Origin of the sequence: Xanthomonas sp. LF02-5, from assembly GCF_034105325.1 — a bacterium.
Lineage (GTDB): Bacteria > Pseudomonadota > Gammaproteobacteria > Xanthomonadales > Xanthomonadaceae > Xanthomonas_A > Xanthomonas_A sontii.
The window spans coordinates 43,535-65,168 of sequence record NZ_JAXGGF010000005.1 but is presented as its reverse complement, the minus strand read 5'-3'; the positions used below and the strand labels follow the sequence as shown (position 1 = coordinate 65,168).

Here is a 21,634-nt window from a genome sequence, read left to right as displayed (position 1 = left end):
GGCGGCGTCCCGCAACGCCGGCGCGGCGTGCCTGGCGTGCCGTAGCGCGTCGACACATATATATGTCCCATGCCTGCGGCGCCTGCGTTGCGGCGCCGCTGTCTACAGCGTCATCGCTTGCCTGAACTCACAGGTCGCCGTGGTGCGCCTGCAGCGCCGCGATCGCGGCCAGGCCGGCGGTTTCGGTGCGCAGGATGCGCGGCCCCAGGCGCAGGCCGACGAAGCCGGCGGCCTCCAGCGTGGCGCGGTCGCGCGGCGACCAGCCGCCTTCCGGGCCGATCGCGATCGTCGCCGCAGCGCCGCCGATGGCCAGCGACCGCAGGCGCTGTTCGCCCTGCGGATCCAGGATCAACCGGCAGGGGCTGTCCGCCGCGGCGCGCGCCGCATCGGCCAGCGCCAGCGGCGCGCTCAGCTGCGGCACGCGCGCGCGGCCGGACTGTTCGCAGGCCGAGATCACCACGCTGCGCCAGTGCGCCACGCGCTTGTCCACCCGCGCCGCATCCAGCTTCACTTCGGTGCGCTCGGCCCACACCGGCACGATCGCGGCGACGCCGAGCTCGGTGGCCTTCTGCAGGATCAGGTCCATCTTCTCGCCGCGCGCCACGCCCTGCAGCAGGGTGATCGCCAGTGGCGACTCGTTGTCGACCGGCTGCGCCGCGCCGATGCGCACGCTGGCGTTGCGCTTGCCGGCCTGCAGCAGTTCGGCGGGGTAATCGCAGCCGTCGCCGTTGAACAGCACGCAAGGATCGCCCTCGCGCAGCCGCAGCACGCGCAGCAGGTGGTTGGCGACGTCTTCCGGCAGGCTCAACTCGGCGCCGGCGTGCAGCGGCAGCTCCACATGGCAGCGGGTCAGGCGCATGCCACCGCCTCGTCGATCGCCGCCAGCGTGGTCTCGGCCAGCAGCGTCAACTGCTCGGCGTCCACGCAGTACGGCGGCATCCAGTACAGCACGTCGCCCAGCGGGCGCAGCACCACCCCGCGTTGCAGCGCGGCACGGTAGGCGTGCAGGCCGACGCGTGCGGACGCAGGGAAGGGCGTGCGCTTGTCGCCGGTGCGGGTGAGTTCGAACGCCACCACCATGCCGGCCTGGCGCACGTCGGCCACGTGCGGATGCTCGGCGAACGGCGCCGACAGCGCGCGCATGGTCTCGGCGGTGCTGCGGTTGCGCGCGATCACGTCGTCCTCTTGCAGGATCCGCAGCGACGCCAGCGCCGCGGCGCAGGCCAGCGGGTTGCCGGTGTAGCTGTGCGAATGCAGGAAGGCGCGTTCGCGGCTGTCGTCGAGGAAGGCGTCGTACAGATGCTGGGTGGCCAGCACCGCCGACAGCGGCAGGAAGCCGCCGGTCAGGCCCTTGGACAGGCACAGCAGGTCCGGCATCACCCCGGCCTGCTCGCAGGCGAACAGGGTGCCGGTGCGGCCGAAGCCGGTGGCGATCTCGTCGGCGATCAGGAAGGCGCCGTTGGCGTCGCACAGTTCGCGCGCCCGCCGCAGATAGGCCGGATCGTGCATGCGCATGCCGCCGGCGCACTGCAGGCGCGGTTCCAGGATCACCGCACAGATCTCGCCGGGATGGCGGTCGAACAGGTCGGCCAGCGCATCGGCGGCGACATCGGCGCGTTCGCGCGCGCTCTGTCCCGGTTCTGCCTGGTACGCGTCGGGCGAGGGCGCGAATAGCGCCTCGGCCAGCAGGGGCGCGTACACCCGCCGGTACAGCGGGATATCGCCGACCGCCAGGGCGCCGATGGTCTCGCCGTGGTAGCCGTTCTCCAGCGCGACGAAGCGGGTGCGCCCCGGTTCGCCGCGGTTCTGGAAATAGTGGAAGGCCATCTTCAGCGCCACTTCCACGCCGGCCGAGCCGTTGTCGGCATAGAACACCTTGGCCAGCGGCGCGCGCCCTTCCTGGCGCGGCGCCAGCGCCAGCAACTGCTCGGCCAGCAGCACCGCCGGTTCGTGGCTGAAGCCGGCCAGCATCACCTGCTCCAACTGGGTGGCCTGGGCGGCGATGGCCGCGGCGATGCGCGGCTCGCCGTGGCCGAACAGATTCGTCCACCAACTGCTCACCGCATCCAGGTAGCGGCGGCCGCCGTGGTCGATCAGCCAGGCGCCTTCGCCACGGGCGATCGGGACCAGGGGCAGGGTGTCGGGGTGCTCGCGCATCTGCGTGCACGGGTGCCAGAGCACGGCCAGATCACGCGTGCGCCACGCCTCGGCCATCTGTGCTGCGGTCAGGTCTGATAGCATTTCGCGCTCATGAACAGGTTCTTCGCTCCGCGCATTCTATCGATCGACGCCGTCCGGCGCCGCAGGGTGCCGGCGTGACCCGTCGATTGCCGGTCATCCATGCCGTGCGCGAGCGCAGCGAATCGGCCGCCGAGCGCCGGGTCGAGGAGCTGGACCTGGAGTTCAGCAATGGCGAGCGCCGCGTGTTCCACCGGCTGAAGGCGCCGGGCCATGGCGCGGTGGTGGTGGTGCCGATGCTGGATGCGCAGACCGTGCTGCTGGTGCGCGAATACGCCGCCGGCGTGCATCGCTACGAACTGGGCCTGGTCAAGGGCCGCATCGACGCCGGCGAGACCCCGCTGCAGGCGGCCGACCGCGAACTCAAGGAAGAGGCCGGCTACGGCGCGCGGCAGTTGCGCGTGCTGCGCGCGATGACCCTGGCGCCGACCTACATGAGCCACCAGTCGTGGCTGGTGCTTGCACAAGATCTCTATCCCGAACGACTGACCGGCGACGAGCCGGAGGAATTGGAAGTGGTGCCCTGGAAACTGGCTGAACTGGATCAACTGATGTTGCGTGAAGATTTTTCCGAGGGGCGTTCGCTGGCGGCGCTGTTCATCGCCCGCGAGTGGCTGGGTCGCGCCGAATGATCCGTCTGACCAGTGATTTGCGCGAAACCGTGATCGCCATCGCCATCGATGCCGCCGCGGCCATCATGTCCGTCTATGCCACCGGCTTCGAGGTGGAGCACAAGGCCGATACCAGCCCGTTGACCCAGGCCGACCTGGCCGCGCACCAGATCATCGTCGAAGGCCTGGAGCGGCTGACCCCGGACCTGCCGGTGCTGTCCGAGGAATCGGCGCAGATTCCGTGGGAGGTGCGCGAGCACTGGACCACCTATTGGCTGGTCGACCCGCTCGACGGCACCCGCGAGTTCGTCAAGCGCAACGGCGAGTTCAGCGTCAACATCGCGCTGATCCACCAGGGCGCGCCGGTGTTCGGCGTGGTCCAGGCGCCGGTCGATGGCCGCGTCTGGCACGCGGTGCGTGGCGAGCAGGCGTACCGCCGCGAGGGCTTCCGCGACACCGCGTTGAACACCCGGCGGCCGGCCACCGCGCCGCTGCGGGTGGCGGCGAGCCGCTCGCACCGCGACGCGCGTACCGACGCGCTGCTGCAGCGCATGGGCGAGATCGAACTGGTCGCGCAGGGTTCGTCGCTGAAGTTCTGCCGCATCGCCGATGGCGACCTGGACGTGTATCCGCGCTTCGGCCCGACCTCCGAATGGGACACCGCCGCCGGGCAGTGCGTGCTGCAGGCCGCTGGCGGCGCGCTGCTGGCCGCCGCGACCGGCAAGCCGTTCCGCTACAACCGCCGCGAATCGCTGCTCAACGGCGACTTCGTGGCGCTGGGCGATGCGGCGCTGCCCTGGCGCGACTGGCTGGGCTGAGCCGCGCCACGCGCGCGCGCCGCACGGCGCGCGCTCTGCCACACTAGGCGGCAGGCGGCAGCGGTGCCGTCGCACCGGAACCCGCCCGTGACTCCAGCCCGCTACGACCTTCCTGCCCTGCTCGACATCATGGCGCGCCTGCGCGATCCCGCGCAGGGCTGCCCCTGGGACCTGGAGCAGGACTTCGCCAGCATCGCCGCGTACACGATCGAAGAGGCCTACGAAGTGGCCGACGCGATCGACCGCCAGGACCTGGCCGGGCTGAAGGACGAACTCGGCGATCTGCTGCTGCAGGTGGTGTTCCATGCGCAGATGGCGCGCGAGCAGGGCGCGTTCGGCTTCGACGACGTGGTTGCGGCGATCTGCGACAAGATGGTGCGCCGCCACCCGCACGTGTTCGGCGACAGTCAGGTGGCCGATGCCGAACAGCAGACGCTGAAGTGGGAAGAGATCAAACGCGCCGAGCGCGCCGCCGCCGGCGAGCGCGACGGCTCGGCACTGGCCGGCATCGCCCGCGGCCTGCCGGAATGGCAGCGCGCGCTGAAGCTGCAGTCGCGCGCGGCGCGGGTCGGCTTCGACTGGTCCGGCCCCGCGCCGGTGCTGGACAAGGTGCAGGAAGAGCTGGAGGAAGTGCGTGCGGAACTGGCGCATGGCGCCGCGGTCGATCCGGCACGGCTGCAGGACGAGATCGGCGACCTGCTGTTCGTCTGCGCCAACCTGGCGCGGCATGCCAAGGTCGACGTCGGTGCGGCGCTGCGCCACGCCAACCTCAAGTTCGAGCGTCGCTTCCGCACGATGGAACGGCTGGCGCAGCAGGACGGCGGCGCGCTCGACGGCCTGTCGCTGGCGCAGCAGGAGGCGTACTGGCAGCGCGCCAAGGACGAAGAGCGCGCCGCGGCCGGATGAAGACCCTGCTGCTGTTCGTGCTGACCGCCGTCGCGGAAATCGTCGGCTGCTACCTGCCTTATCTGTGGCTGCGCGAACAGCGCAGCGCCTGGCTGCTGTTGCCGGCCGCGGGCAGCCTGGCGGCCTTCGTCTGGCTGCTGACCCTGCATCCCGCCGCCAGCGGCCGCGTCTATGCGGCCTACGGCGGCGTCTATGTCGCCGTCGCCTTGCTGTGGCTGTGGACGGTGCAGGGCATGCGCCCCACGCGCTGGGACCTGCTCGGCGCCGGCCTGTGCCTGGCCGGCATGGCGGTGATCATGTTCGCGCCGCGGCAGGGCTGAGGCCGCTCCCACAGGCGCTTGCGGCGAATGCGGCGGGTGCACTGTGGGAGGGACTTCAGTTCCGACGCATTGGATCATCGGAAAGCACGCCACGTTGCGCGTTGTGGCCGCATGACCGTTGCGCCCCAGGACACGTCCCTGCGCGATGGGCGGTGCCTTGCCGCCGCGAGACGCGTCATCGTCGCACCACGGCACGACGGAGGCCGCTCCCATAGGCGCTTGCGGCGAATGCGGTGGGTGCACGGTGGGAGGGACTTCAGTCCCGACCCATTGGATCATCGGAAAGCACGCCAAGTGCGCGTCGTGGCCGCATGACATCTGCGTGTCGCATCCGTGCGCAGCGCGCGACGCCCGCGCTCCCAGCGTATGCTGGACGCCTGCGTCGCCTCGGGAGGGCCATCGCATGCGTCGCTTCTCCAGTTTTCGCGAGTTCTATCCGTTCTATCTGAGCGAGCACCGGCATCGGGTGTCGCGACGGCTGCATTTCGTCGGCAGCCTCGGCGTGCTGGCGAGCCTGCTGCTGGCGCTGTGCACCGGCCAGCCGCGTTGGCTGTGGGCCGCGCCGGTCTGCGGCTACGGCTGCGCCTGGATCGGCCATTTCGTGTTCGAGAAGAACCGTCCCGCCACCTTCAAGCACCCGCTGTACTCGCTTGCCGGCGACTGGGTCATGTTCAAGGACATGCTGCTGGGCCGCATCCGCTGGTGACCGGCACGTGCGCGTGCGCTGGCTATACTGCGGATTCGATTTCTTTCTGGTTAATGGAGCGACCTGATGCCGTCTTCCTTCTTCCTTGCGCTGGTGATCCTGTTCTTCGGCGTGGTGGTGCTGTTCAAGACCGTGCGCATGGTGCCGCAGGGATTCCAGTGGACGGTGGAGCGCTTTGGCCGCTACACCCACACGCTGTCGCCCGGCCTGCACTTCCTGATTCCGTGGATGTATGGCGTCGGCCGCAAGGTCAACATGATGGAACAGGTGCTGGACGTGCCCAGCCAGGACGTCATCACCAAGGACAACGCGGTCGTTCGCGTGGACGGCGTGGTGTTCTTCCAGGTGCTGGACGCCGCCAAGGCCGCGTATGAAGTCTCCAACCTGGAGATCGCCACCATCGCGCTGGTGCAGACCAACATCCGCACCGTGATCGGCTCGATGGACCTGGACGAATCGCTGAGCCAGCGCGAGACCATCAATGCGCAGCTGCTGAACGTGGTCGACCATGCCACCAATCCGTGGGGCATCAAGGTCACCCGCATCGAGATCCGCGATATCCAGCCGCCGCGCGACCTGGTCGATGCGATGGCCCGGCAGATGAAGGCCGAGCGCGAGAAGCGCGCGCAGATCCTCGAGGCGGAGGGCTCGCGGCAGTCGGAGATCCTGCGTGCCGACGGCGAGAAGCAGGCGGCGGTGCTGGAGGCCGAAGGCCGTAAGGAGGCCGCGTTCCGCGACGCCGAGGCGCGCGAGCGCCTGGCCGAGGCCGAAGCGCGGGCGACGGCGATGGTGTCCAAGGCGATCGCCGAAGGCGACGTGCAGGCGATCAACTACTTCGTCGCGCAGAAGTACGTGGAGGCGTTCAAGGAGCTGGCCACCGCGCCGAACCAGAAGTTCGTGCTGATGCCGATGGAGTCCAGCGGCATCATCGGCTCGATCGCCGGCATCGCCGAACTGGCGCGCGAGGCGCTGAACAAGCAGGCCTCCCCGCCGGCAGTGCCGCGCGTGCCGCCGCGCAACGGAGTCTGAGCCATGCGCATTGAGGTAGTGGCTTGGGGTGCCCTGACCTTGTTGCTGTTCGCGGCCGAATCGCTGGCGCCGGGCGCCTTCATGCTGTGGATGGGCTTCGCCGCCGCGGCGGTGTTCCTCGCCGTGCTGGTGTTCCCGGACATCTCCCTGCTGCTGCAGGTCGGCGCGTTCGTGGTGCTGAGCTTCGTCTCGATCCAGGTGTACCGCACCTGGTTCCGCAACCGCGGCCGGACCAGCGACCAGCCGCTGCTCAACCGCCGCGCCGAGCAACTGATCGGCCGCATGGTGACCCTGGACCAGCCGATCCACGGCGGCCGCGGCCGCGCCAAGGTCGACGACGCCTTCTGGGTGGTCGGCGGCCCCGACCTGCCGGCCGGCAGCACGGTGCGCATCGTCGGCGTGGACGGGATGACGCTGCTGGTCCAGGCGGCTTGAAAGCCGGGATTGGGGATTCGGGATTGGGGATTGGTGCCGCGAGTGTGCGGTACTTCCGCCTTCCCAATCTTCCTGCGCGTAGGAGCGGCGATCAAGCGCGAGTCCTTCGGCTCAGGACGCACGCTCTTGCTAATCCCGAATCCCAACTCCCCGATCCCGGCCTTCGCTGAAGCCGCTCCCACGGCACTGCGCGATCGAGCGCCAGTCCTCCGGATCCAGGAAAGCCGCTCTTACGAATCCCCATTCCCGATTCCCCAATCCCGGCTCCGCCCCAGCGATAATGGGGGACTTTTCTCACGGACCCGCGCCATGACCCAGAAGACCATCCTCAACGACAGCCACCGCGCCCTCGGCGCCAAGATGGTCGACTTCGGCGGCTGGGACATGCCGATCCACTACGGCTCGCAGATCGACGAGCACCACCAGGTGCGCCGCGACGCCGGCATGTTCGACGTCAGCCACATGACCGTGGTCGATCTGCACGGCGAGCAGGTCCGCGCGTTCCTGCGCCATCTGCTGGCCAATTCGGTGGACAAGCTGAAGGTGCCGGGCAAGGCGCTGTACACCTGCATGCTCAACCCGCAGGGCGGGGTGATCGACGATCTGATCGTCTATTACATGTCCGATGCGTTCTTCCGCTTGGTGGTCAACGCCGCCACCCGCGCCAAGGATCTGGCCTGGATCGGCGAGCAGGCGCAGGCGTTCGGCGTGCAGGTGCGCGAGCGCGACGACTTCGCGATGATCGCGGTGCAGGGGCCGAACGCGCGCGCCAAGGCGATCGGCCTGCTGCGCGAGCAGGATCGTGCCGCGGCGCAGAAGCTCGGTCGCTTCGCCGCGATCGAGGCGACCTCGGACGCGGGCGTGCCGCTGTTCGTCGCGCGCACCGGCTACACCGGCGAAGACGGATTCGAGATCGTGCTGCCGCAAGCGCAGGCGCCGGCGTTCTGGGAGGCGCTGATCGGTGCGGGGGTGAAGCCGGCCGGCCTGGGCGCGCGCGATACGCTGCGCCTGGAGGCGGGCATGAACCTCTACGGTCAGGACATGGACGACAGCGTCTCGCCTTACGAGGCCGCGCTGGCCTGGACGGTGACCCTCGACGAGGGCCGCGACTTCATCGGCCGCGCTGTGCTGGAAGCGCAGAAGGCCGGTGGCGCGCCGCGGCAGATGATCGGCCTGGTGATGGACGAGAAGGGCGTGCTGCGCCACGGGCAGAAGGTGCTGACCGCCAACGGCGACGGCGAGATCCTGTCCGGCACCTTCTCGCCGACGCTGGGCAAGGCCATCGCCTTCGCGCGGGTGCCGGCCGGCGAGCCGGGTTCGGTGCGCGTGGACATCCGTGGCAAGGAAGTGCCGGTGCGCGTGGTCAAGTTCCCGTTCGTGCGCGAAGGCCAGGTCCAGCCCGGCGTGCTCGGCTGAGTCCTGTCCGCCGCGCGCGACTTCTTTCCCAAGCGCGCGGTTCGCTACACTAGACTCCCATCCTCGATACCGTCTTCTTCCGGAGCAGCCCCATGAGCGAGATCCCTGGCGACCTCAAATTCCTCAAGTCCCACGAGTGGGCCCGCGTCGAAGGTAACGGTCGCGTGACCATCGGCATCTCCGACCACGCCCAGGGCCTGCTCGGCGACCTGGTCTACGTCGAGCTGCCGAACGTCGGCGATCACGTCGAAGCCGGCAACGGCGTGGCCGTGGTCGAGTCGGTCAAGGCCGCCTCTGACGTGTACAGCCCGCTCAGCGGCAAGGTCGTCGAGGTCAACACCGCGCTGAGCGACAAGCCGGAAACGATCAACGAGGACGCCTACGGCGAAGGCTGGATCCTGGTGCTGGAAGCGGACGATGCCGAGCAGTTGAACGAACTGCTGTCGCCGGACGAGTACGCCGAACTGCTCGAGGACGACGGCCACTGAGCCGACCGCCCATCGCGATACCCGAACCGGCCGCCCAGTGCGGCCGGTTTCTTTTTGGGCGCGGCTCGGCGAACTCGCCAGCGTTCGCGCGTCGGCAGCGCCATTCTCGGCATGGCGATCCCGGAACGCGCGTCGCCTGCGTCGCCGCGTGCGTCGCTGCGAAGACCATGTGAGGTCGCCGCCGGGCGCACCGCGAGCGCAGCGTGTCCGTCGCGTCTGGCGGAGACCGATGCCGACGACCCGCGCGTCGATCGGCGCCGGTTTTCCGACGCGGCGCAGGTGCAGCGTGGCATGGAGACGCAACGTGGGTCGGCGACGCGGGGGCATTGGCGATGCGGTGTGCGCTGCTCGCGTCGCCGATGCATGACGGCGCGGTGCGTGCCGGCGCCAGTCGATCACCTCTGCGAGCTGTGCCGGTCGGCACGACCGTGCACGGCATCGCCGGAGGACGCGTTGGCGACTTGGCATGGAGGTGGGCGAGGGCAGTCGTGCGCGTCGCGGTGTGTCGGCGACGTGCGTGCAGGTCGTGTCGCGGTGGCGCGATGTGGCACGACCCGGCGACGCGGCACGCATGCATCGCGCGCGTCGTGAGCGCCGCACGACGCAAAAAAGTTTGCGCACTTTTGCGCATTTGCACTTGTGCGATGCCGGAACCGCGTGCGGTCGCGAAATTTTTTTTCAGCTAGCGGACAGGCTGGCGTGCATCGCCGCGGTTCCCGCCGACGCTTCGCCGCTGCCTGCCCGCAACGCGATCGCGGCAGTGTGTCGTTACAGAAAACACGGAAATTTCCCTGCTTTTTTTGCATGCGCCGTTTTCCTCGCGGCGTCGGCGTCGGCGATCGGCGGCGTCGGCAAGGCGGCCAGTGCGGCATGCGGCGTCGGTGGCGCGCGCGCCATCGAAAAAAAAATTGCGTAGAAGTGTTGACAGTAAAAAAAACCGTGATTAGGTTTCGCCCAGCAGACGTTGCTGCGCAAGCGAGTGAATCGGATCGACATCAAAACGCGAAGCACAACTTGGACATCCGCCAGGAACCCGAAGATGGTGGAGTTGGAGTCGCTTCCCTCCGAGAAACGCAACGTCTCCCCTGGCATCGCACCCGTATCGACTTCCGGTACGGGTGTTTCTGTATCCGATCCGGCCCGCAGCGCGCGCCGGCGGTTCCCGCAGGCGGAGCATCGCCGCGAGGTTGCTTTAACTGGGCATTTTCAATCCATAGTTCACTGACGAGGAGCCATCCCATGGCGACGAAAAAAGCTGCGAAAAAGCCGGCCGCTAAGAAGGCGGTCAAGAAGACTGCCGCCAAGAAGCCGGCAGCGAAGAAGGTTTCGGTAAAGAAGGCGGTCAAGAAGGTCGCCAAGAAGGTGGCCAAGAAGGTGGCCAAGAAGGTCGCCAAGGTGAAGAAGGCGGTCAAGAAGGCCGTTGCCAAGAAGGCAGTGAAGAAGACGGCGAAGAAGGCCGCCACCAAGAAGACCGCGAAGAAGGCCGTCGCCAAGAAGGCGGTGAAGAAGACCGCGAAGAAGGCTGCGACCAAGAAGACCGCTGCCAAGAAGACGGTGAAGAAGTCGGCTGCCAAGAAGCCGGCCGCGAAGAAGGCAACTGCGAAGAAGGCCACCGCCAAGAAGACCGTGGCGAAGAAGAAGCCGGCCGCTCGCAAGAAGAAGGCCGCTCCGGTCGCGCTGCCGGCCACGCCCGCGCCGCTGATCTGATCCATCCCGATCGCTGTTCCTAGACTCTCTCCCCGGTGCCCAGCGGGGAGGGAGTTTTTTATGTGCGGCATCCTGCCGCGCGTGCCCGCAGTCCCGGTTGTGGGAGGGACTTCAGTCCCGACCCGAGAGTACCTCCGTGGTGCCTCCGTCCGACGATCCCCGCAGCGTCCGTCTTCTCGATCCACGCTGGCCGTTCCCTGTGCCTTGCTTGCCAGGCTGCGACGTGGACATCGCGCCTGTGCCTGTCGCATCGGCAACGGACGCGGCAAGCCGCGTCGTCTCCGTGCCTCGGTCGGCGCCTGCGGGCAGGGCCACGCATCCACGTGATCTCCCTGGCATGCACGTGCGGCCTGGGCAGCCACGCGAGTACCGGGAGGCGCGGGCAGTTATCGTCGGCGTGAACTTACGCAACAGCTACGCCGGCAACGACACGACAGTAGGCGGCAGCAAAGGCCGTCATATCGCGCGCAATGGATCGCCCCTGGCGTGGATCGATCGACCGTCGGGATCGGGGCCGCCACAGCAGCCGGAACGCCTGGCATTCGCCGACCCAGCCAAGACGTTGCGTGCGCACTTGCAGCGCGTCAGCGCGCCTTGCCCGCCGGTCGACTCCGCATCACTGGTTTTCCCGCGTATCCGTGGACTGAGGGGAGTCTCCGGCCGCCTGCTTTCGCCACACTCAGGCCGGATGCAGTCTGTCCCGTGGGAGTCGACTGTGGTGCAGCCGCGACAGGCGAAGCCGAAAGCCGGCCGACACCCTCCGTCGTCGGGACTGAAGTCCCTCCCACAGTGCACCCGGTAGGTTCGCCGCAAGCCCCTGTGGGAGCGGATTCAGCCACGACGGGCTTTGTCTGGAATGCCCGTCGTGGCTGAAGCGACTTCCACAGTGGCTTGCGAGCTCGCCGGGTGGCTGTGGGAGGGACTTCAGTCCCGACGCATTGGGCCATCGGAAAGCCCCCACCACTTCGCGCGTCGTGGTTGCATGACAGTCGACTCCCGCAGGATGCTTCTCGTCGGTCGTTATCGAAGGCGTCCTGCAGTCGCGCCTCGCGCGCTGCCCCGCGCACGTCGGCGATGGTGCACCGGGTTGCCAGCACGCCAACGGCAGCCTGCGGCGATGCGGGGCGCAGCGATACCAGATGCCGGATCGCGAACAATGCCGAGAGGGCGCGGCGTGTGCCCTGTGCGCGATCTTGGAAGCGGCGGTGCGCCACCACCCTCGCCGCGGCCGTACGCGGGCGCTCCGAGCGCCTGCTGCCGCTGGGGCGACGCAGTCGCTGATGGTTCGTCCAGGCACGACGTCGGCGTTGCGGCCACACTTTTGTGACGCGCTCGTGCCAGCGCATCGCCGCAACCGGGACAGGACTGCGTCCCCGCGTCGGGAAAAAGGGCGCACGCAGCGCAGGTCAGCGCTGCAGACAGCAGAAAGGCGGTTCGCGCGCCCGTTCGCGAGGATGCTGCGCGAGCGCGCGGTCAGTGCGGCGGAGACCGCGCCGTGTCGTTGCTGCGGGAATGGCACCGCGTCCCAGCCGGGAAGGGGCACACGCGGCGCAGGTCAGCGCTGCAGACAGCAGAAAGGCGGCTTGCGCCGCCTTCTGCGAGGATGCTGCCGGAGGCCGCGCTCAGTGCGGCGAGGCCACCGACTTGGACGAGGACGCGCCCTTCTTGTCCTTCGGGTCCGGACGCTCGGCCATCAGGTTGTCGCTGCCGAAGTCGGTGTCCACGTCCAGCCAGCGCTGCGCCGGCAGGCCGATGGCGCGGTCGAGCACGGTCGGCAGCAGGCCCGAGGGCAGGCCGCTTTCGCCGTTCCACAGGATGGCCACGCCGAGGTCGCGTTCCGGCACCAGCGCGATCAGGCCGCGGTAGCCCTGCACCGCGCCGGCGTGGAAGATCACCTGGTGGCCGGAGTAGTCGAACACGCGCCAGCCCAGCGCGTAGCTGGCCGAGTTGACGCGGGCGCGGCGCCAGCCCGAGCGCATCTCGCCGGGGGTGAGGATCAGCGGCGCGTGCAGGGTCGCCAGCAGCGGCTCCGGCAGCACGTCGGGACGATGCCCGGTCTGCGCGATCAACCACTGCGCCATGTCGCTGATGCTGGCGTTGACGCCGGCGGCCGGCGCCAGGCGGTAGTAGGTCGGCTTGGGCGTCAGCGAGACCCAGCCGTTGCGGCTGCGCACATGCGGGCGCGCCCAGCGCGGGCTGGCCTGGATGCCGGCCAGGCCCATGCTGGCGTCGTTCATGCCCAGCGGCTTGAAGATGCGCCGCTCCACCGACTGCTCGTAGAAGCTGCCGGACGCGGCGAACACCACGTCGCCGATCAGGCTGAAGGCGACGTTCTGGTAGGCGTAGCACTCGCCCGGCGCGCACTTCAGCGGCGCATAGGCCAGCTTGTGGCTGAGCGTGTAGTAGTCGATGTTGGATTCGACGTCGCGGTCGTAGGCGTTGTAGGTGAGGCCGACGCGGTGGCTGAGCAGGTCGGCGACGTTCAACTGGCGCGTGGCGACCGGGTCGCTGAGCTGGAAGCCGGGCACGTAGTCGACGACCTTGCTGTCCCAGCGCAGGGTGCCGTCGTTGACCAGCAGGCCGGCCATGGTGCCGGCGAACGCCTTGGACAGCGAGGCCAGACGGAACACGGTGTGCGCATCGACCTGCTCGGGGCGGTTGACGTCGGTGACGCCGTAGCCGCGCGCGCTGAGCACCTGGCCGTTGTGCACGATGGCCATCGCCAGGCCGGGCACGCGCTCGCCATAGGTCAACTGTTCGGCCACCGACTCCAGCGCGGCGACGTCGAAGTCCTTGGCCAGCGGCAGCACCTGGCTCTGGGTGAGCGAAGCGCGGTAGGGCAGCGGCTGGGTCGGCGAGGTGTAGCGCGTGGCTTCGGTGTGCAGCGGCGGCGGCAGCGGTTGTGCGGGCGCCGGCGTCTGTGCGGTGGAGGACATCGCAAAGGGCAGCAATGCCCCGAGCAACCCGGTTGCCACCGGTCGAAGGAGCCGGTGCCTGCTGTTCTGTGTCATTGCGCCTGAGGCCTGTGAGGTGCTGCCGGCCACGATTCTAGCGCCGGATTTCTCGAATGCACAAACTGGGAGAAGATGAATAGGCATCGCCTTGATCCTGCTGGGGATTTCCCGCCTCGGACGGGGGTGTGCAGGCCTGCCGGCGGAGCGGTGGCGGGGACTGCGGCCGATACCCACGGACATGCAATCGCCGTGCCGCGCACGGCTTGCCTAGCCCCTCTCCCCCCGGGAGAGGGGTTGGGGTGAGGGTAGGTCACGCAGCAGCGGATCTACCGCCGCGATACTCGTGCGCTCGCCCCCTCCGCGCAGCGGCGCGCAGCCGCCGCCTCACCCCTCCCGCAGCACAGCCCGCCCACGGATCAGATCCGCAGCACGCTCAGCGATCATCATCGTCGGGCCGTTGGTGTTGCCGCTGACCAGGCGCGGCATCACCGAGGCGTCGACCACGCGCAGGCCGTCGAGACCGCGCAGGCGCAGCTGCGGGTCGACCACCGCCTGCGCATCGCTGCCCATCCGGCAGGTGCCGATCGGGTGGTAGATGGTTTCGGCCTTGGCGCGGATGAAGGCGACCAGCCCGGCCTCGTCCAGGTCCTCCCGCGCCGGCAGCAGCGGCGCGCCGCGCCATGCATCGAACGCCGGCTGCTGCAGGATGTGCCGCGCCAGGCGCGCGCATTCCACCAGCATGCGCAGGTCGAAGCCGTCGGGATCGCTCAGATAGTTGGCCTGGATCCGCGCCGGCGTGCGCGGGTCGGCGTCGTTGAGCGCGATGCGGCCGTGGCTGCGCGGCTGCAGGTGGCAGGCGTGCAAGGTGAAGCCGTCGCCGGGCAGGCGGTTGCGGCCGTGGTCGTCGAGCATGGCCGGCACGAAGTGCAACTGGATGTCGGCGCGCGCGTCCGGCGCCAATGGCGAGCGGATGAAGCCGCCGGCCTCGGCGATGTTGCTGCTGCCGGCGCCGCGGTGCCCGCGCAGGAAATAGTCGAAGGCGATCTTGGCCTGGTTGCGGCGGTCGTAGCTGATGCCCGGGCGGGTGCGGTACAGCGTGCACACGTCCAGGTGATCCTGCAGGTTGGCGCCGACCTGCGGCTGGTCCAGCTGCACCGCGATGCCGTGGCGGCGCAGCGCATCGGCCGGGCCGATGCCCGAGAGCATCAGCAGCTGCGGGGAGTTCACCGCGCCGGCGCTGAGCAGCACCTCGCGCGCGGCGCGCGCCTGCACCTCGCGGCCGTCCTGGGCATAGGCGACGCCGACCACGCGGCCGCCCTCGATCAGCAGGCGCAGCACCAGCGCGTCGGTGACCACCTGCAGGTTGTCCCGCGCCCGCGCCGGCGCCAGGTAGGCGACCGCGGCCGAGCAGCGTGCGCCGTCCTTCTGGGTGACCTGGTACAGGCCCACGCCCTGTTGCTGCGGACCGTTGAAATCGGGATTGTGCGGGAAGCCCGCTTCCTGCGCGGCGGCCACGAACACGTCCGAGAGCGGGTTGTGGTAGCGCAGGTCGGAGACGTGCAGCGGGCCGTCGCCGCCATGCAGCGCATCGCCACCGCGGCTGTTGCATTCGCTGCGGCGGAAGTACGGCAGCACGCCGCGCCAGTCCCAGCCGTCGGCGCCGTCGGCCGACCAGTCGTCGTAGTCGGCGGGCACGCCGCGCACGTAGCACATCGCGTTGATCGAGCTGGAGCCGCCCAGCACCTTGCCGCGCGGCCACCACAGGCGGCGGTCGTTCAAGGCCGGCTCGGCCTCGGTCAGGTAGTTCCAGTTGATGCGGCGGTTGCTGGCCAGGCGCGCCAGGCCCGCGGGCATGTGGATGAAGGGATTGCGGTCGCGCGGCCCGGCCTCGATCAGCAGCACCTTGCAGTCGCGGTCCTCGCTCAGGCGGTTGGCGAGCACGCAGCCGGCCGAGCCTGCGCCGATGATGATGTAGTCGTACACCCGCGGTGTCCCCTGAGTTCCTGGCGCCGACGCTAGTCGCCGAGGATAGAGCATATGCTCGGCGCGGCCCTTCGCCGCGCGCGATGCGCGTACGGCGCGGGCGGTGGATCGCGCACGCGCTGGCGGTGTTGCGGTGCATCAGCTACCGTGCGCGTTTTCCGCCCCCCGAAAATCGCCATGTCCCGTTTTTGCACCAGGGTCCGTCGCCAATGAGCGCCACCCCGCATGCCCCCGGTGCGCTGGCGCGGCTGCGCGGTGCCCTGCGCGATTCGCCGCCGCTGGCGTGGGCATTCCTGTACTTCTTCTCGCTGCTCAGCGGCTACTACGTGCTGCGGCCGGTGCGCGAGGCGATGGGCGCCTCCGCCGACGTGGCCGCGGTGTTCCCGCCGGCGATGATCGCGTTCTTCGCGGCGCACGGCATGCCGCTGAAGGAATTCGCGCTGCAGGTGCTGTTCACCTGCACCTTCCTGATCATGTTGTTGCTGCAGCCGATCTACGGGGCGCTGGTCAGCCGCTATCCGCGGCGGGTGTTCCTGCCGGTGGTGTACGGCTTCTTCATCGCCACGCTGCTGCTGTTCTACGTGCTGTTCGACAGCGGCGTGCCCGGGCGCGGCATGGCCTTCTTCCTGTGGATTTCGGTGTTCAACCTGTTCGCGGTGGCGGTGTTCTGGAGCTTCATGGCCGATGTCTTCAGCAACACCGAAGCGCGCGCCTGCTACGGCTACATCGGCGCCGCCGGCACGCTCGGCGCGTTCCTGGGGCCGGTGATCGCCAGCAGCCTGGTCGAACGCATCGGCATCGCCAACCTGATGCTGGTGTCGGCCGGCTTCCTGGTGGTCAGCGTGGTGTGCCTGCTGCGCCTGCGGCTGTGGGCGGTCGCCCGCGAACGCGAGCGTGGCGTGGTCGGCGGCGAGGCGCCGATGGGCGGCGACGTGCTGGCCGGGCTGAAGCTGATCGCGCGCGAGCCGCTGCTGCGCTGGCTGGCGCTGATGTCGGTGTTCGGCGTGGGCGTGGGCACCCTGCTGTACAACGAACAGGCGGCGATCGTGCGCCGCCTGTACACCGATGCGGCGGCCAGTACCGCCTTCTACGCGAACATCGACCTGGCGGTGAACGCGGTGACCCTGGTGCTGCAGTTGCTGGTCACGCGCGCGCTGCTGTCGCGCTTCGGCATCGGGCCGGCGCTGCTGATCCCCGGCTGCGCGATCCTGCTCGGCTATTCGGTGCTGGCGGTGTCGCCGCTGCCGATGCTGGTGGCGGTGGTGCAGGTGGTGACCCGCGCCGGCGAGTTCTCCCTGGCCAAGCCGGCCCGCGAGACCCTGTACACCCGGGTCGGCCGCGAATGGCGCTACAAGGCCGGCGCGGCGATCGATACGGTGATCTACCGTGGCAGCGACCTCAGCTTCGCGTGGTTGTACAAGCTGCTGTCGGGGTTCGGCTCGCAGGTGGTGTTCGCCGCGGGCCTGCTGGCCGCCTCCGGCATGACCCTGGGCGCGTGGCGGCTGCTGCGCGAGGCGGCCAAGCTGCCGCCGGAACGCGCGCCGCCAACGCGCTGAGCCGGCGCCGCGTGGCGGGGGGCTGGCCGCCCATCGGGCCGCTGGCTATGCTGGCGCCCTGTCTCCTGTGCCGGATAGCACGATGATCCTGTTGGCTTCGATCCTGGTCGGCGCGGTCGCGCTGCTGCACGTGTACATCCTGGTGCTGGAGATGGTCCTGTGGACGCGTCCGCTGGGCATGAAGGTGTTCCGCAATTCGCCGGAGAAGGCGCAGGCCACGCGCGTGCTGGCGGCCAATCAGGGGCTCTACAACGGCTTCCTCGCCGCCGGCCTGGCCTGGGGCCTGGTCGCGCAGCGGGTCGACGTGATGCTGTTCTTCCTCGGCTGCGTGGTCGTGGCCGGCCTGTACGGCGGCTGGAGCGTCAGCCGCCGCATCGTGTTCGTGCAGGCGCTGCCGGCAGCGCTGGCGATCGCGGCGCTGCTGCTGGCGTATTGAGCCACGCACCGCACACGCGACGCTGCGATCAGGGCGAGGCCGTGGCCGGCACGCGTGGCGACACCCACATGGCGATGCGCGCGAAGCACACCACGTGCTCGTGCGTATCGCGGATCTCCACGCTGATCGGCAGGTCGTAACCCCGCTCGGCGGCGACGATCGCCACGTCCGGCGTGGCCACCGCCTGCATCGGGCCGAGCGCCCTGCTGCGGTATTCCACCTGCATGCCCTTGGGGATCCAGCGCATCGACGGCGGCAGGCTGGCGTCGACCATCACTCCACCGGCCAGTTCCGCCAGGTTGCACAGCGCGATTGCGTGTACCGTGCCGATGTGGTTGCTGACCCGCCGCCGGTGCGCCATGCGCGCCTCGCAGCGGCCCGGCTCCAGGAGGGTGATATGCGGGGCGATGCTGGCGAAGTAGGGCGCCTTGAAGCACACCGCACGCGAGAACAGCCAGGATCCCCCGGGCCAGCCTTGCATGCGGCGGTAGAGCGAGAGCAGTCGGCTCATTGCAGTTCCCCCGAACGCACGACGGCGGACCGAAGTCCGCCGTCGTGGGTGTCGCATGGCCAGGACGATCAGGCCGCTTCGCGCGAATGCCCGTCGTCGGCCGCGGCCGCGGCACGCTGGTAGTAGCTCGCCGAGCGAAGTTCGTCGGTGTCGAAGTCGTCGACGCTGATCGTGTCCATGGTGATCTCGCGCAGCTCCTCCAGCTGACGGCGCTCGTCGGCCGACAGCACGCCTTGGCGCACCGCCTCGTCCAACTGCGAGGCGAAGTCCAGCGATTCGATGCCCTTGCTCTTGAGCGCCTTCAGGAACTTGCGCTCCACCGGCTCGGCCAGCACCGCCTTGGTCAGGTAGCTGGCGATGCGGCCGCCGGGGTTGTTCTCGCACGGGGTCAGGAATACGCCCTGGCCCAGGCGATCGCGGGCTTCGTTCGGCGTCATCAGCAGCGCGGCGACGCGGTGGCCCAGGCGGTCGCCCGGCGCTTCGGCGCGGCGGCCCCACGGGAAGATCAGCGCCCACATCAGCCAACCGACCGGACGGATCGGGAAGTTGCGCAGCGCCGCCGACAGCGCCAGTTCGATCTTGTGCACGCTGTCGTGGAAGGCCCAGGCCAGCAGCGGCTGGTCGGTGGCCGGCGCGCCGTCGTCGTGGTAGCGCTTGAGCATGGCGCTGGTCATGTAGATGTGGCTCAGCACGTCGCCCAGGCGTCCGGACAGCGACTCCTTGAACTTCAGCTTGCCGCCGAGCATCAGCATCGACACGTCGGCCATCAGCGCCAGGTTCGCCGAGTAGCGGTCCAGCTTGCGGAAGTAGCGGCGGGTGTAGGCATCGCCCGGCGCGGCGCCGATGCGCGCGGCGGTCAGGCCGAACCACAGCGAACGCACCGCGTTGGAGATGGCGAAGCCGATGTGGCCGAACAGGTTGCGGTCGAACTCGTCGACGCCGGCCTTGTGGTCCGGATTGCCGGCGGCCTTCATCTCCTTCATCACCCACGGATGGCACAGGATCGCGCCCTGGCCGAAGATCAGCAGGCTGCGGGTCATGATGTTGGCGCCTTCCACGGTGATCGCGATCGGCGCGGCCTGCCAGCTGCGGCCGGCGAAGTTGCGCGGGCCGAGGATGATGCCCTTGCCGCCGACCACGTCCATCACGTCGCTGATGACCTCGCGGCTCATCGTGGTGCAGTGGTACTTGGCGATCGCCGACGGCACCGACGGCACGTCGCCGCGGTCTACCGCCGCGGCAGTCGCCTGCGACAGCGCGCTGATCGCATAGGCCTTGCCGCCGATCCGCGCCAGCGCCTCTTCCACGCCTTCGAAGCGGCCGACCGACAGGCCGAACTGCTTGCGGATGCGCGCATACGCGCCGGTGACGACCGCGCCGAACTTGGCGCCGCCGCTGGCGGTGGAGGGCAGGGTGATCGAGCGGCCAACGGCCAGGCACTCGTTGAGCATGTTCCAACCCTTGCCGACCATTTCCACGCCGCCGATCAACTGGCTCAGCGGGATGAACACTTCGCGGCCATGGATCGGGCCGTTCTGGAACGGCGAGTTCAGCGGGAAGTGGCGGCGGCCGATCTCGACCCCCGGGGTCTCCCGCGGCAGCAGCGCCAGGGTAATGCCGATGTCCTTGGTGTCGCCGATCAGGCCTTCCGGGTCGTACATGCGGAACGCCAGGCCGACCAGGGTCGCCACCGGGGCCAGGGTGATGTAGCGCTTGTCGAAGGTCAGCTTGACGCCGAGCACATTGGCGCCGTTCCACTCGCCCTTGCAGACGATGCCGTAGTCGGGGATCGAGGTGGCATCGGAGCCGGCGAACGGACCGGTCAGGCCGAAACAGGGCACTTCCTGGCCCACCGCCAGACGCGGCAGGTAGTAGTCCTTCTGCTCCTTGGAGCCGTAATGCAGCAGCAGTTCGCCCGGGCCCAGCGAGTTGGGCACGCCGACGGTGGAACTGACCACGCTGGAGACCGAGGCGATCTTCTGGATCACCTTGTGGTGGGCCAGCGCGGAGAAGCCCAAACCGCCGTATTCCTTCGGAATGATCATGCCGAAGAACTTGTTCTTCTTGATGAAGCTCCAGATCTCCGGCGGCAGGTCGGCGTGGACGTGGGTGATTTCCCAGTCGTTGGTCATCCGGCACAGCTCTTCGACCGGGCCATCGAGGAAGGCCTGCTCTTCGGCGGTCAGCTGTGGCTTGGGATAGTTCAGCAGCTTCTGCCAGTCCGGGTCGCCGGTGAACAGCTCGCCTTCGAAGCCGACCGAGCCGGTTTCCAGAGCGATGCGCTCGGTCTGCGACAGCGGCGGCAGCACCTTGCGGAATACCTTCAGCATCGGCGCGGTGAGCAGCGGCTTGCGCACGAACGGCAACAGCAGCGGCATCGCGACCACCGCCAGCACGACGGCCGCGACGATGGTGGCGACATGGTTGGCGCCGAGCAGCCAGCACGCGACCAGCAGCGTGGCGCTCAACGCGGCCCAGACGGCGAGCCGCATGCGGTGATAGGCGGCGAACGCGCCGGCCAGCAACAACACGAGGAAGGGGGCAATGATGCTCATGGGCGTGCTCCGGGGAGGTACTCGGTGACGGCGGACGATGCGCCGGCGCAGGCCGGTGGCAGGGCGTCCAGGTAGTGCAACACAGTGGCGGTAAATGCGGCGTTGTCGTCGCCGGCCAGCATATGCGTGGCCTCGGGCAGATGCGCATGCTGCGCATGCGGCACCAGCGACAGGAACTCTTCGATGGTCTGCGGCGTGACCAGGTCGCTGCGGCCGCCGCTGATCAGCAGCAGCGGGCACTGCACGTGTGCGGCGGCCTGCGCGATCGCGCCCTGGTGCTGGTCGCTGTCGCGCGCCAGCTCTTCGACCAGGCGCGGGTCCCAGTGCCAGTACCAGCGGCCGTCGGCGTGCTGGCGCAGGACGCTGCGCAGCGCTTCGGGCGACTTGCGCGCGCGCTGTGGCAGGTAGGCGGCGATCGCGTCGCCGGCCTCGTCCAGGCTGGCGAAGCCCTGCGGATGCGCGGTCATGAAGGCGAGGATGCGCTCGACCCCGGCCGGCTGCCAGCGCGGGGTGATGTCCACCAGCACCATCGCGCGGAACAGGCCCGGCCAGCGCGATTCGGCGATCAGCCCGAACAGCCCGCCCATCGAGGCGGCGACCAGCACCGGTGGCGGCGACATCTCGCCGGCGACCACGATCAGGTCGTCGGTGAACTGCTCGCCGCGATAGGGCAGGTCCGCCGGGTTGCGCGCCGAATCGCCATGGCCGCGCGCGTCATAGGCGACGCTGCGGTAGCCGTGCGCCTGCAGCGCCGCTGCGGTCGCCGACCAGGCATGCCGGGTCTGGCCGAAGCCATGCGCGAACAGCACCGATCCGGCCTCGCCGGGACCGGTGACGGTCGCGGCCAGCGCCAGCTCGCCGGCACCCGAGAGGGTAGCCGAGGCGGCATGCGGGACGGTGGCGGAAGCGGAAACCATACGAGATAGTATGGTTGCTCTGCGCGGCATGTCAATACGATGCAGTAT

20 protein-coding genes are annotated in these 21,634 nt (G+C 69.1%); 13 read left to right on the top strand and 7 right to left on the bottom strand.

The genetic code is table 11. The features are described 5' to 3' along the window. Window positions 1-127: 127 nt before the first annotated feature. On the bottom strand, window positions 128-859 hold the full coding sequence (locus tag SLW52_RS14100; RefSeq protein WP_148827631.1) for a 16S rRNA (uracil(1498)-N(3))-methyltransferase: 732 nt from the start codon (window positions 857-859) through the stop codon (window positions 128-130). Continuing rightward, window positions 850-2,241: an adenosylmethionine--8-amino-7-oxononanoate transaminase gene (gene bioA, locus SLW52_RS14095; protein WP_267101090.1), complete on the bottom strand. Its 1,392-nt coding sequence runs from the start codon at window positions 2,239-2,241 to the stop codon at window positions 850-852. Before bioA ends, SLW52_RS14100 begins: the two co-directional genes overlap by 10 nt. 74 nt (window positions 2,242-2,315) lie before the next feature. Between bioA and nudE the strand changes: the two genes are divergently transcribed. The 11 genes from nudE to SLW52_RS14040 all read left to right on the top strand — a co-directional run bounded on the left by nudE (window position 2,316) and on the right by SLW52_RS14040 (window position 10,674). Continuing rightward, complete coding sequence (nudE, locus tag SLW52_RS14090; protein ID WP_026143746.1) at window positions 2,316-2,870, top strand: ADP compounds hydrolase NudE; 555 nt, start codon at window positions 2,316-2,318, stop codon at window positions 2,868-2,870. After that, window positions 2,867-3,667: a 3'(2'),5'-bisphosphate nucleotidase CysQ gene (gene cysQ / locus SLW52_RS14085; protein WP_017912917.1), complete on the top strand. Its 801-nt coding sequence runs from the start codon at window positions 2,867-2,869 to the stop codon at window positions 3,665-3,667. Before nudE ends, cysQ begins: the two co-directional genes overlap by 4 nt. Before the next feature lie 129 nt (window positions 3,668-3,796). Further along, window positions 3,797-4,573, top strand: a complete 777-nt coding sequence (mazG, locus tag SLW52_RS14080; protein ID WP_267101215.1) for a nucleoside triphosphate pyrophosphohydrolase — start codon at window positions 3,797-3,799, stop codon at window positions 4,571-4,573. Further along, the gene (locus SLW52_RS14075; protein ID WP_017916569.1) at window positions 4,570-4,893 is read left to right on the top strand and encodes a YnfA family protein; all 324 of its coding nucleotides are present in this window, start codon (window positions 4,570-4,572) and stop codon (window positions 4,891-4,893) included. Before mazG ends, SLW52_RS14075 begins: the two co-directional genes overlap by 4 nt. A gap of 403 nt (window positions 4,894-5,296) precedes the next feature. Continuing rightward, window positions 5,297-5,599, top strand: coding sequence for a DUF962 domain-containing protein (locus tag SLW52_RS14070; RefSeq protein ID WP_017910461.1), 303 nt, complete (start codon window positions 5,297-5,299; stop codon window positions 5,597-5,599). Window positions 5,600-5,662: 63 nt separating this feature from the next. Further along, the gene (locus SLW52_RS14065; protein ID WP_152237213.1) at window positions 5,663-6,628 is read left to right on the top strand and encodes an SPFH domain-containing protein; all 966 of its coding nucleotides are present in this window, start codon (window positions 5,663-5,665) and stop codon (window positions 6,626-6,628) included. A gap of 3 nt (window positions 6,629-6,631) precedes the next feature. Beyond that, window positions 6,632-7,063, top strand: coding sequence for an NfeD family protein (locus SLW52_RS14060; protein ID WP_267102575.1), 432 nt, complete (start codon window positions 6,632-6,634; stop codon window positions 7,061-7,063). 309 nt (window positions 7,064-7,372) lie between these two features. After that, a complete protein-coding gene (gene gcvT, locus SLW52_RS14055) occupies window positions 7,373-8,479 on the top strand; it encodes a glycine cleavage system aminomethyltransferase GcvT (protein WP_017916566.1) in 1,107 nt (368 codons plus the stop codon). A gap of 92 nt (window positions 8,480-8,571) precedes the next feature. Further along, entirely contained in the window at window positions 8,572-8,967 is a 396-nt protein-coding gene (gcvH, locus tag SLW52_RS14050; protein WP_017910465.1) for a glycine cleavage system protein GcvH, read from the top strand. A gap of 571 nt (window positions 8,968-9,538) precedes the next feature. Further along, window positions 9,539-9,883, top strand: a complete 345-nt coding sequence (locus tag SLW52_RS14045; RefSeq protein ID WP_320744249.1) for a hypothetical protein — start codon at window positions 9,539-9,541, stop codon at window positions 9,881-9,883. A gap of 323 nt (window positions 9,884-10,206) precedes the next feature. Continuing rightward, window positions 10,207-10,674, top strand: a complete 468-nt coding sequence (locus tag SLW52_RS14040; RefSeq protein WP_295946777.1) for a hypothetical protein — start codon at window positions 10,207-10,209, stop codon at window positions 10,672-10,674. A gap of 1,622 nt (window positions 10,675-12,296) precedes the next feature. Here SLW52_RS14040 and SLW52_RS14035 read toward each other — a convergent pair. Then, complete coding sequence (locus SLW52_RS14035; RefSeq protein ID WP_026143743.1) at window positions 12,297-13,685, bottom strand: serine hydrolase domain-containing protein; 1,389 nt, start codon at window positions 13,683-13,685, stop codon at window positions 12,297-12,299. A 327-nt stretch (window positions 13,686-14,012) separates the two neighbouring features. Next, on the bottom strand, window positions 14,013-15,611 hold the full coding sequence (locus SLW52_RS14030) for a choline dehydrogenase (protein WP_320740635.1): 1,599 nt from the start codon (window positions 15,609-15,611) through the stop codon (window positions 14,013-14,015). 209 nt (window positions 15,612-15,820) lie between these two features. On the opposite strand from SLW52_RS14030, the gene SLW52_RS14025 reads away from it, so the two are divergent. Further along, the gene (locus SLW52_RS14025; RefSeq protein ID WP_267083637.1) at window positions 15,821-17,167 is read left to right on the top strand and encodes an MFS transporter; all 1,347 of its coding nucleotides are present in this window, start codon (window positions 15,821-15,823) and stop codon (window positions 17,165-17,167) included. A gap of 82 nt (window positions 17,168-17,249) precedes the next feature. Further along, window positions 17,250-17,603, top strand: a complete 354-nt coding sequence (locus tag SLW52_RS14020; RefSeq protein WP_150409335.1) for a DUF1304 domain-containing protein — start codon at window positions 17,250-17,252, stop codon at window positions 17,601-17,603. Window positions 17,604-17,631: 28 nt separating this feature from the next. Here SLW52_RS14020 and SLW52_RS14015 read toward each other — a convergent pair whose 3' ends face one another. From SLW52_RS14015 to SLW52_RS14005, 3 genes are all read right to left on the bottom strand, one after another. After that, on the bottom strand, window positions 17,632-18,114 hold the full coding sequence (locus tag SLW52_RS14015) for a hotdog fold domain-containing protein (protein WP_267122192.1): 483 nt from the start codon (window positions 18,112-18,114) through the stop codon (window positions 17,632-17,634). Between the two features lie 68 nt (window positions 18,115-18,182). Beyond that, complete coding sequence (locus SLW52_RS14010) at window positions 18,183-20,669, bottom strand: acyl-CoA dehydrogenase (RefSeq protein WP_017910471.1); 2,487 nt, start codon at window positions 20,667-20,669, stop codon at window positions 18,183-18,185. Further along, on the bottom strand, window positions 20,666-21,586 hold the full coding sequence (locus SLW52_RS14005) for an alpha/beta fold hydrolase (RefSeq protein WP_152181734.1): 921 nt from the start codon (window positions 21,584-21,586) through the stop codon (window positions 20,666-20,668). The genes SLW52_RS14010 and SLW52_RS14005 overlap by 4 nt, the downstream gene beginning before the upstream one ends. Window positions 21,587-21,634 lie beyond the last annotated feature (48 nt).

Coding starts and splice junctions, on each gene's coding strand:
- SLW52_RS14025 (WP_267083637.1), top strand. CDS start 15,821: ATGAGCGCCACCCCGCATGCCCCCGGTGCGCTGGCGCGGCTGCGCGGT.
- mazG (WP_267101215.1), top strand. CDS start 3,797: ATGGCGCGCCTGCGCGATCCCGCGCAGGGCTGCCCCTGGGACCTGGAG.
- SLW52_RS14075 (WP_017916569.1), top strand. CDS start 4,570: ATGAAGACCCTGCTGCTGTTCGTGCTGACCGCCGTCGCGGAAATCGTC.
- SLW52_RS14060 (WP_267102575.1), top strand. CDS start 6,632: ATGCGCATTGAGGTAGTGGCTTGGGGTGCCCTGACCTTGTTGCTGTTC.
- SLW52_RS14040 (WP_295946777.1), top strand. CDS start 10,207: ATGGCGACGAAAAAAGCTGCGAAAAAGCCGGCCGCTAAGAAGGCGGTC.
- cysQ (WP_017912917.1), top strand. CDS start 2,867: ATGATCCGTCTGACCAGTGATTTGCGCGAAACCGTGATCGCCATCGCC.
- SLW52_RS14070 (WP_017910461.1), top strand. CDS start 5,297: ATGCGTCGCTTCTCCAGTTTTCGCGAGTTCTATCCGTTCTATCTGAGC.
- SLW52_RS14010 (WP_017910471.1), bottom strand. CDS start 20,669: ATGAGCATCATTGCCCCCTTCCTCGTGTTGTTGCTGGCCGGCGCGTTC.
- SLW52_RS14005 (WP_152181734.1), bottom strand. CDS start 21,586: ATGGTTTCCGCTTCCGCCACCGTCCCGCATGCCGCCTCGGCTACCCTC.
- SLW52_RS14045 (WP_320744249.1), top strand. CDS start 9,539: ATGCATCGCGCGCGTCGTGAGCGCCGCACGACGCAAAAAAGTTTGCGC.
- bioA (WP_267101090.1), bottom strand. CDS start 2,241: ATGCTATCAGACCTGACCGCAGCACAGATGGCCGAGGCGTGGCGCACG.
- SLW52_RS14015 (WP_267122192.1), bottom strand. CDS start 18,114: ATGAGCCGACTGCTCTCGCTCTACCGCCGCATGCAAGGCTGGCCCGGG.
- gcvT (WP_017916566.1), top strand. CDS start 7,373: ATGACCCAGAAGACCATCCTCAACGACAGCCACCGCGCCCTCGGCGCC.
- gcvH (WP_017910465.1), top strand. CDS start 8,572: ATGAGCGAGATCCCTGGCGACCTCAAATTCCTCAAGTCCCACGAGTGG.
- SLW52_RS14035 (WP_026143743.1), bottom strand. CDS start 13,685: ATGACACAGAACAGCAGGCACCGGCTCCTTCGACCGGTGGCAACCGGG.
- SLW52_RS14100 (WP_148827631.1), bottom strand. CDS start 859: ATGCGCCTGACCCGCTGCCATGTGGAGCTGCCGCTGCACGCCGGCGCC.
- SLW52_RS14020 (WP_150409335.1), top strand. CDS start 17,250: ATGATCCTGTTGGCTTCGATCCTGGTCGGCGCGGTCGCGCTGCTGCAC.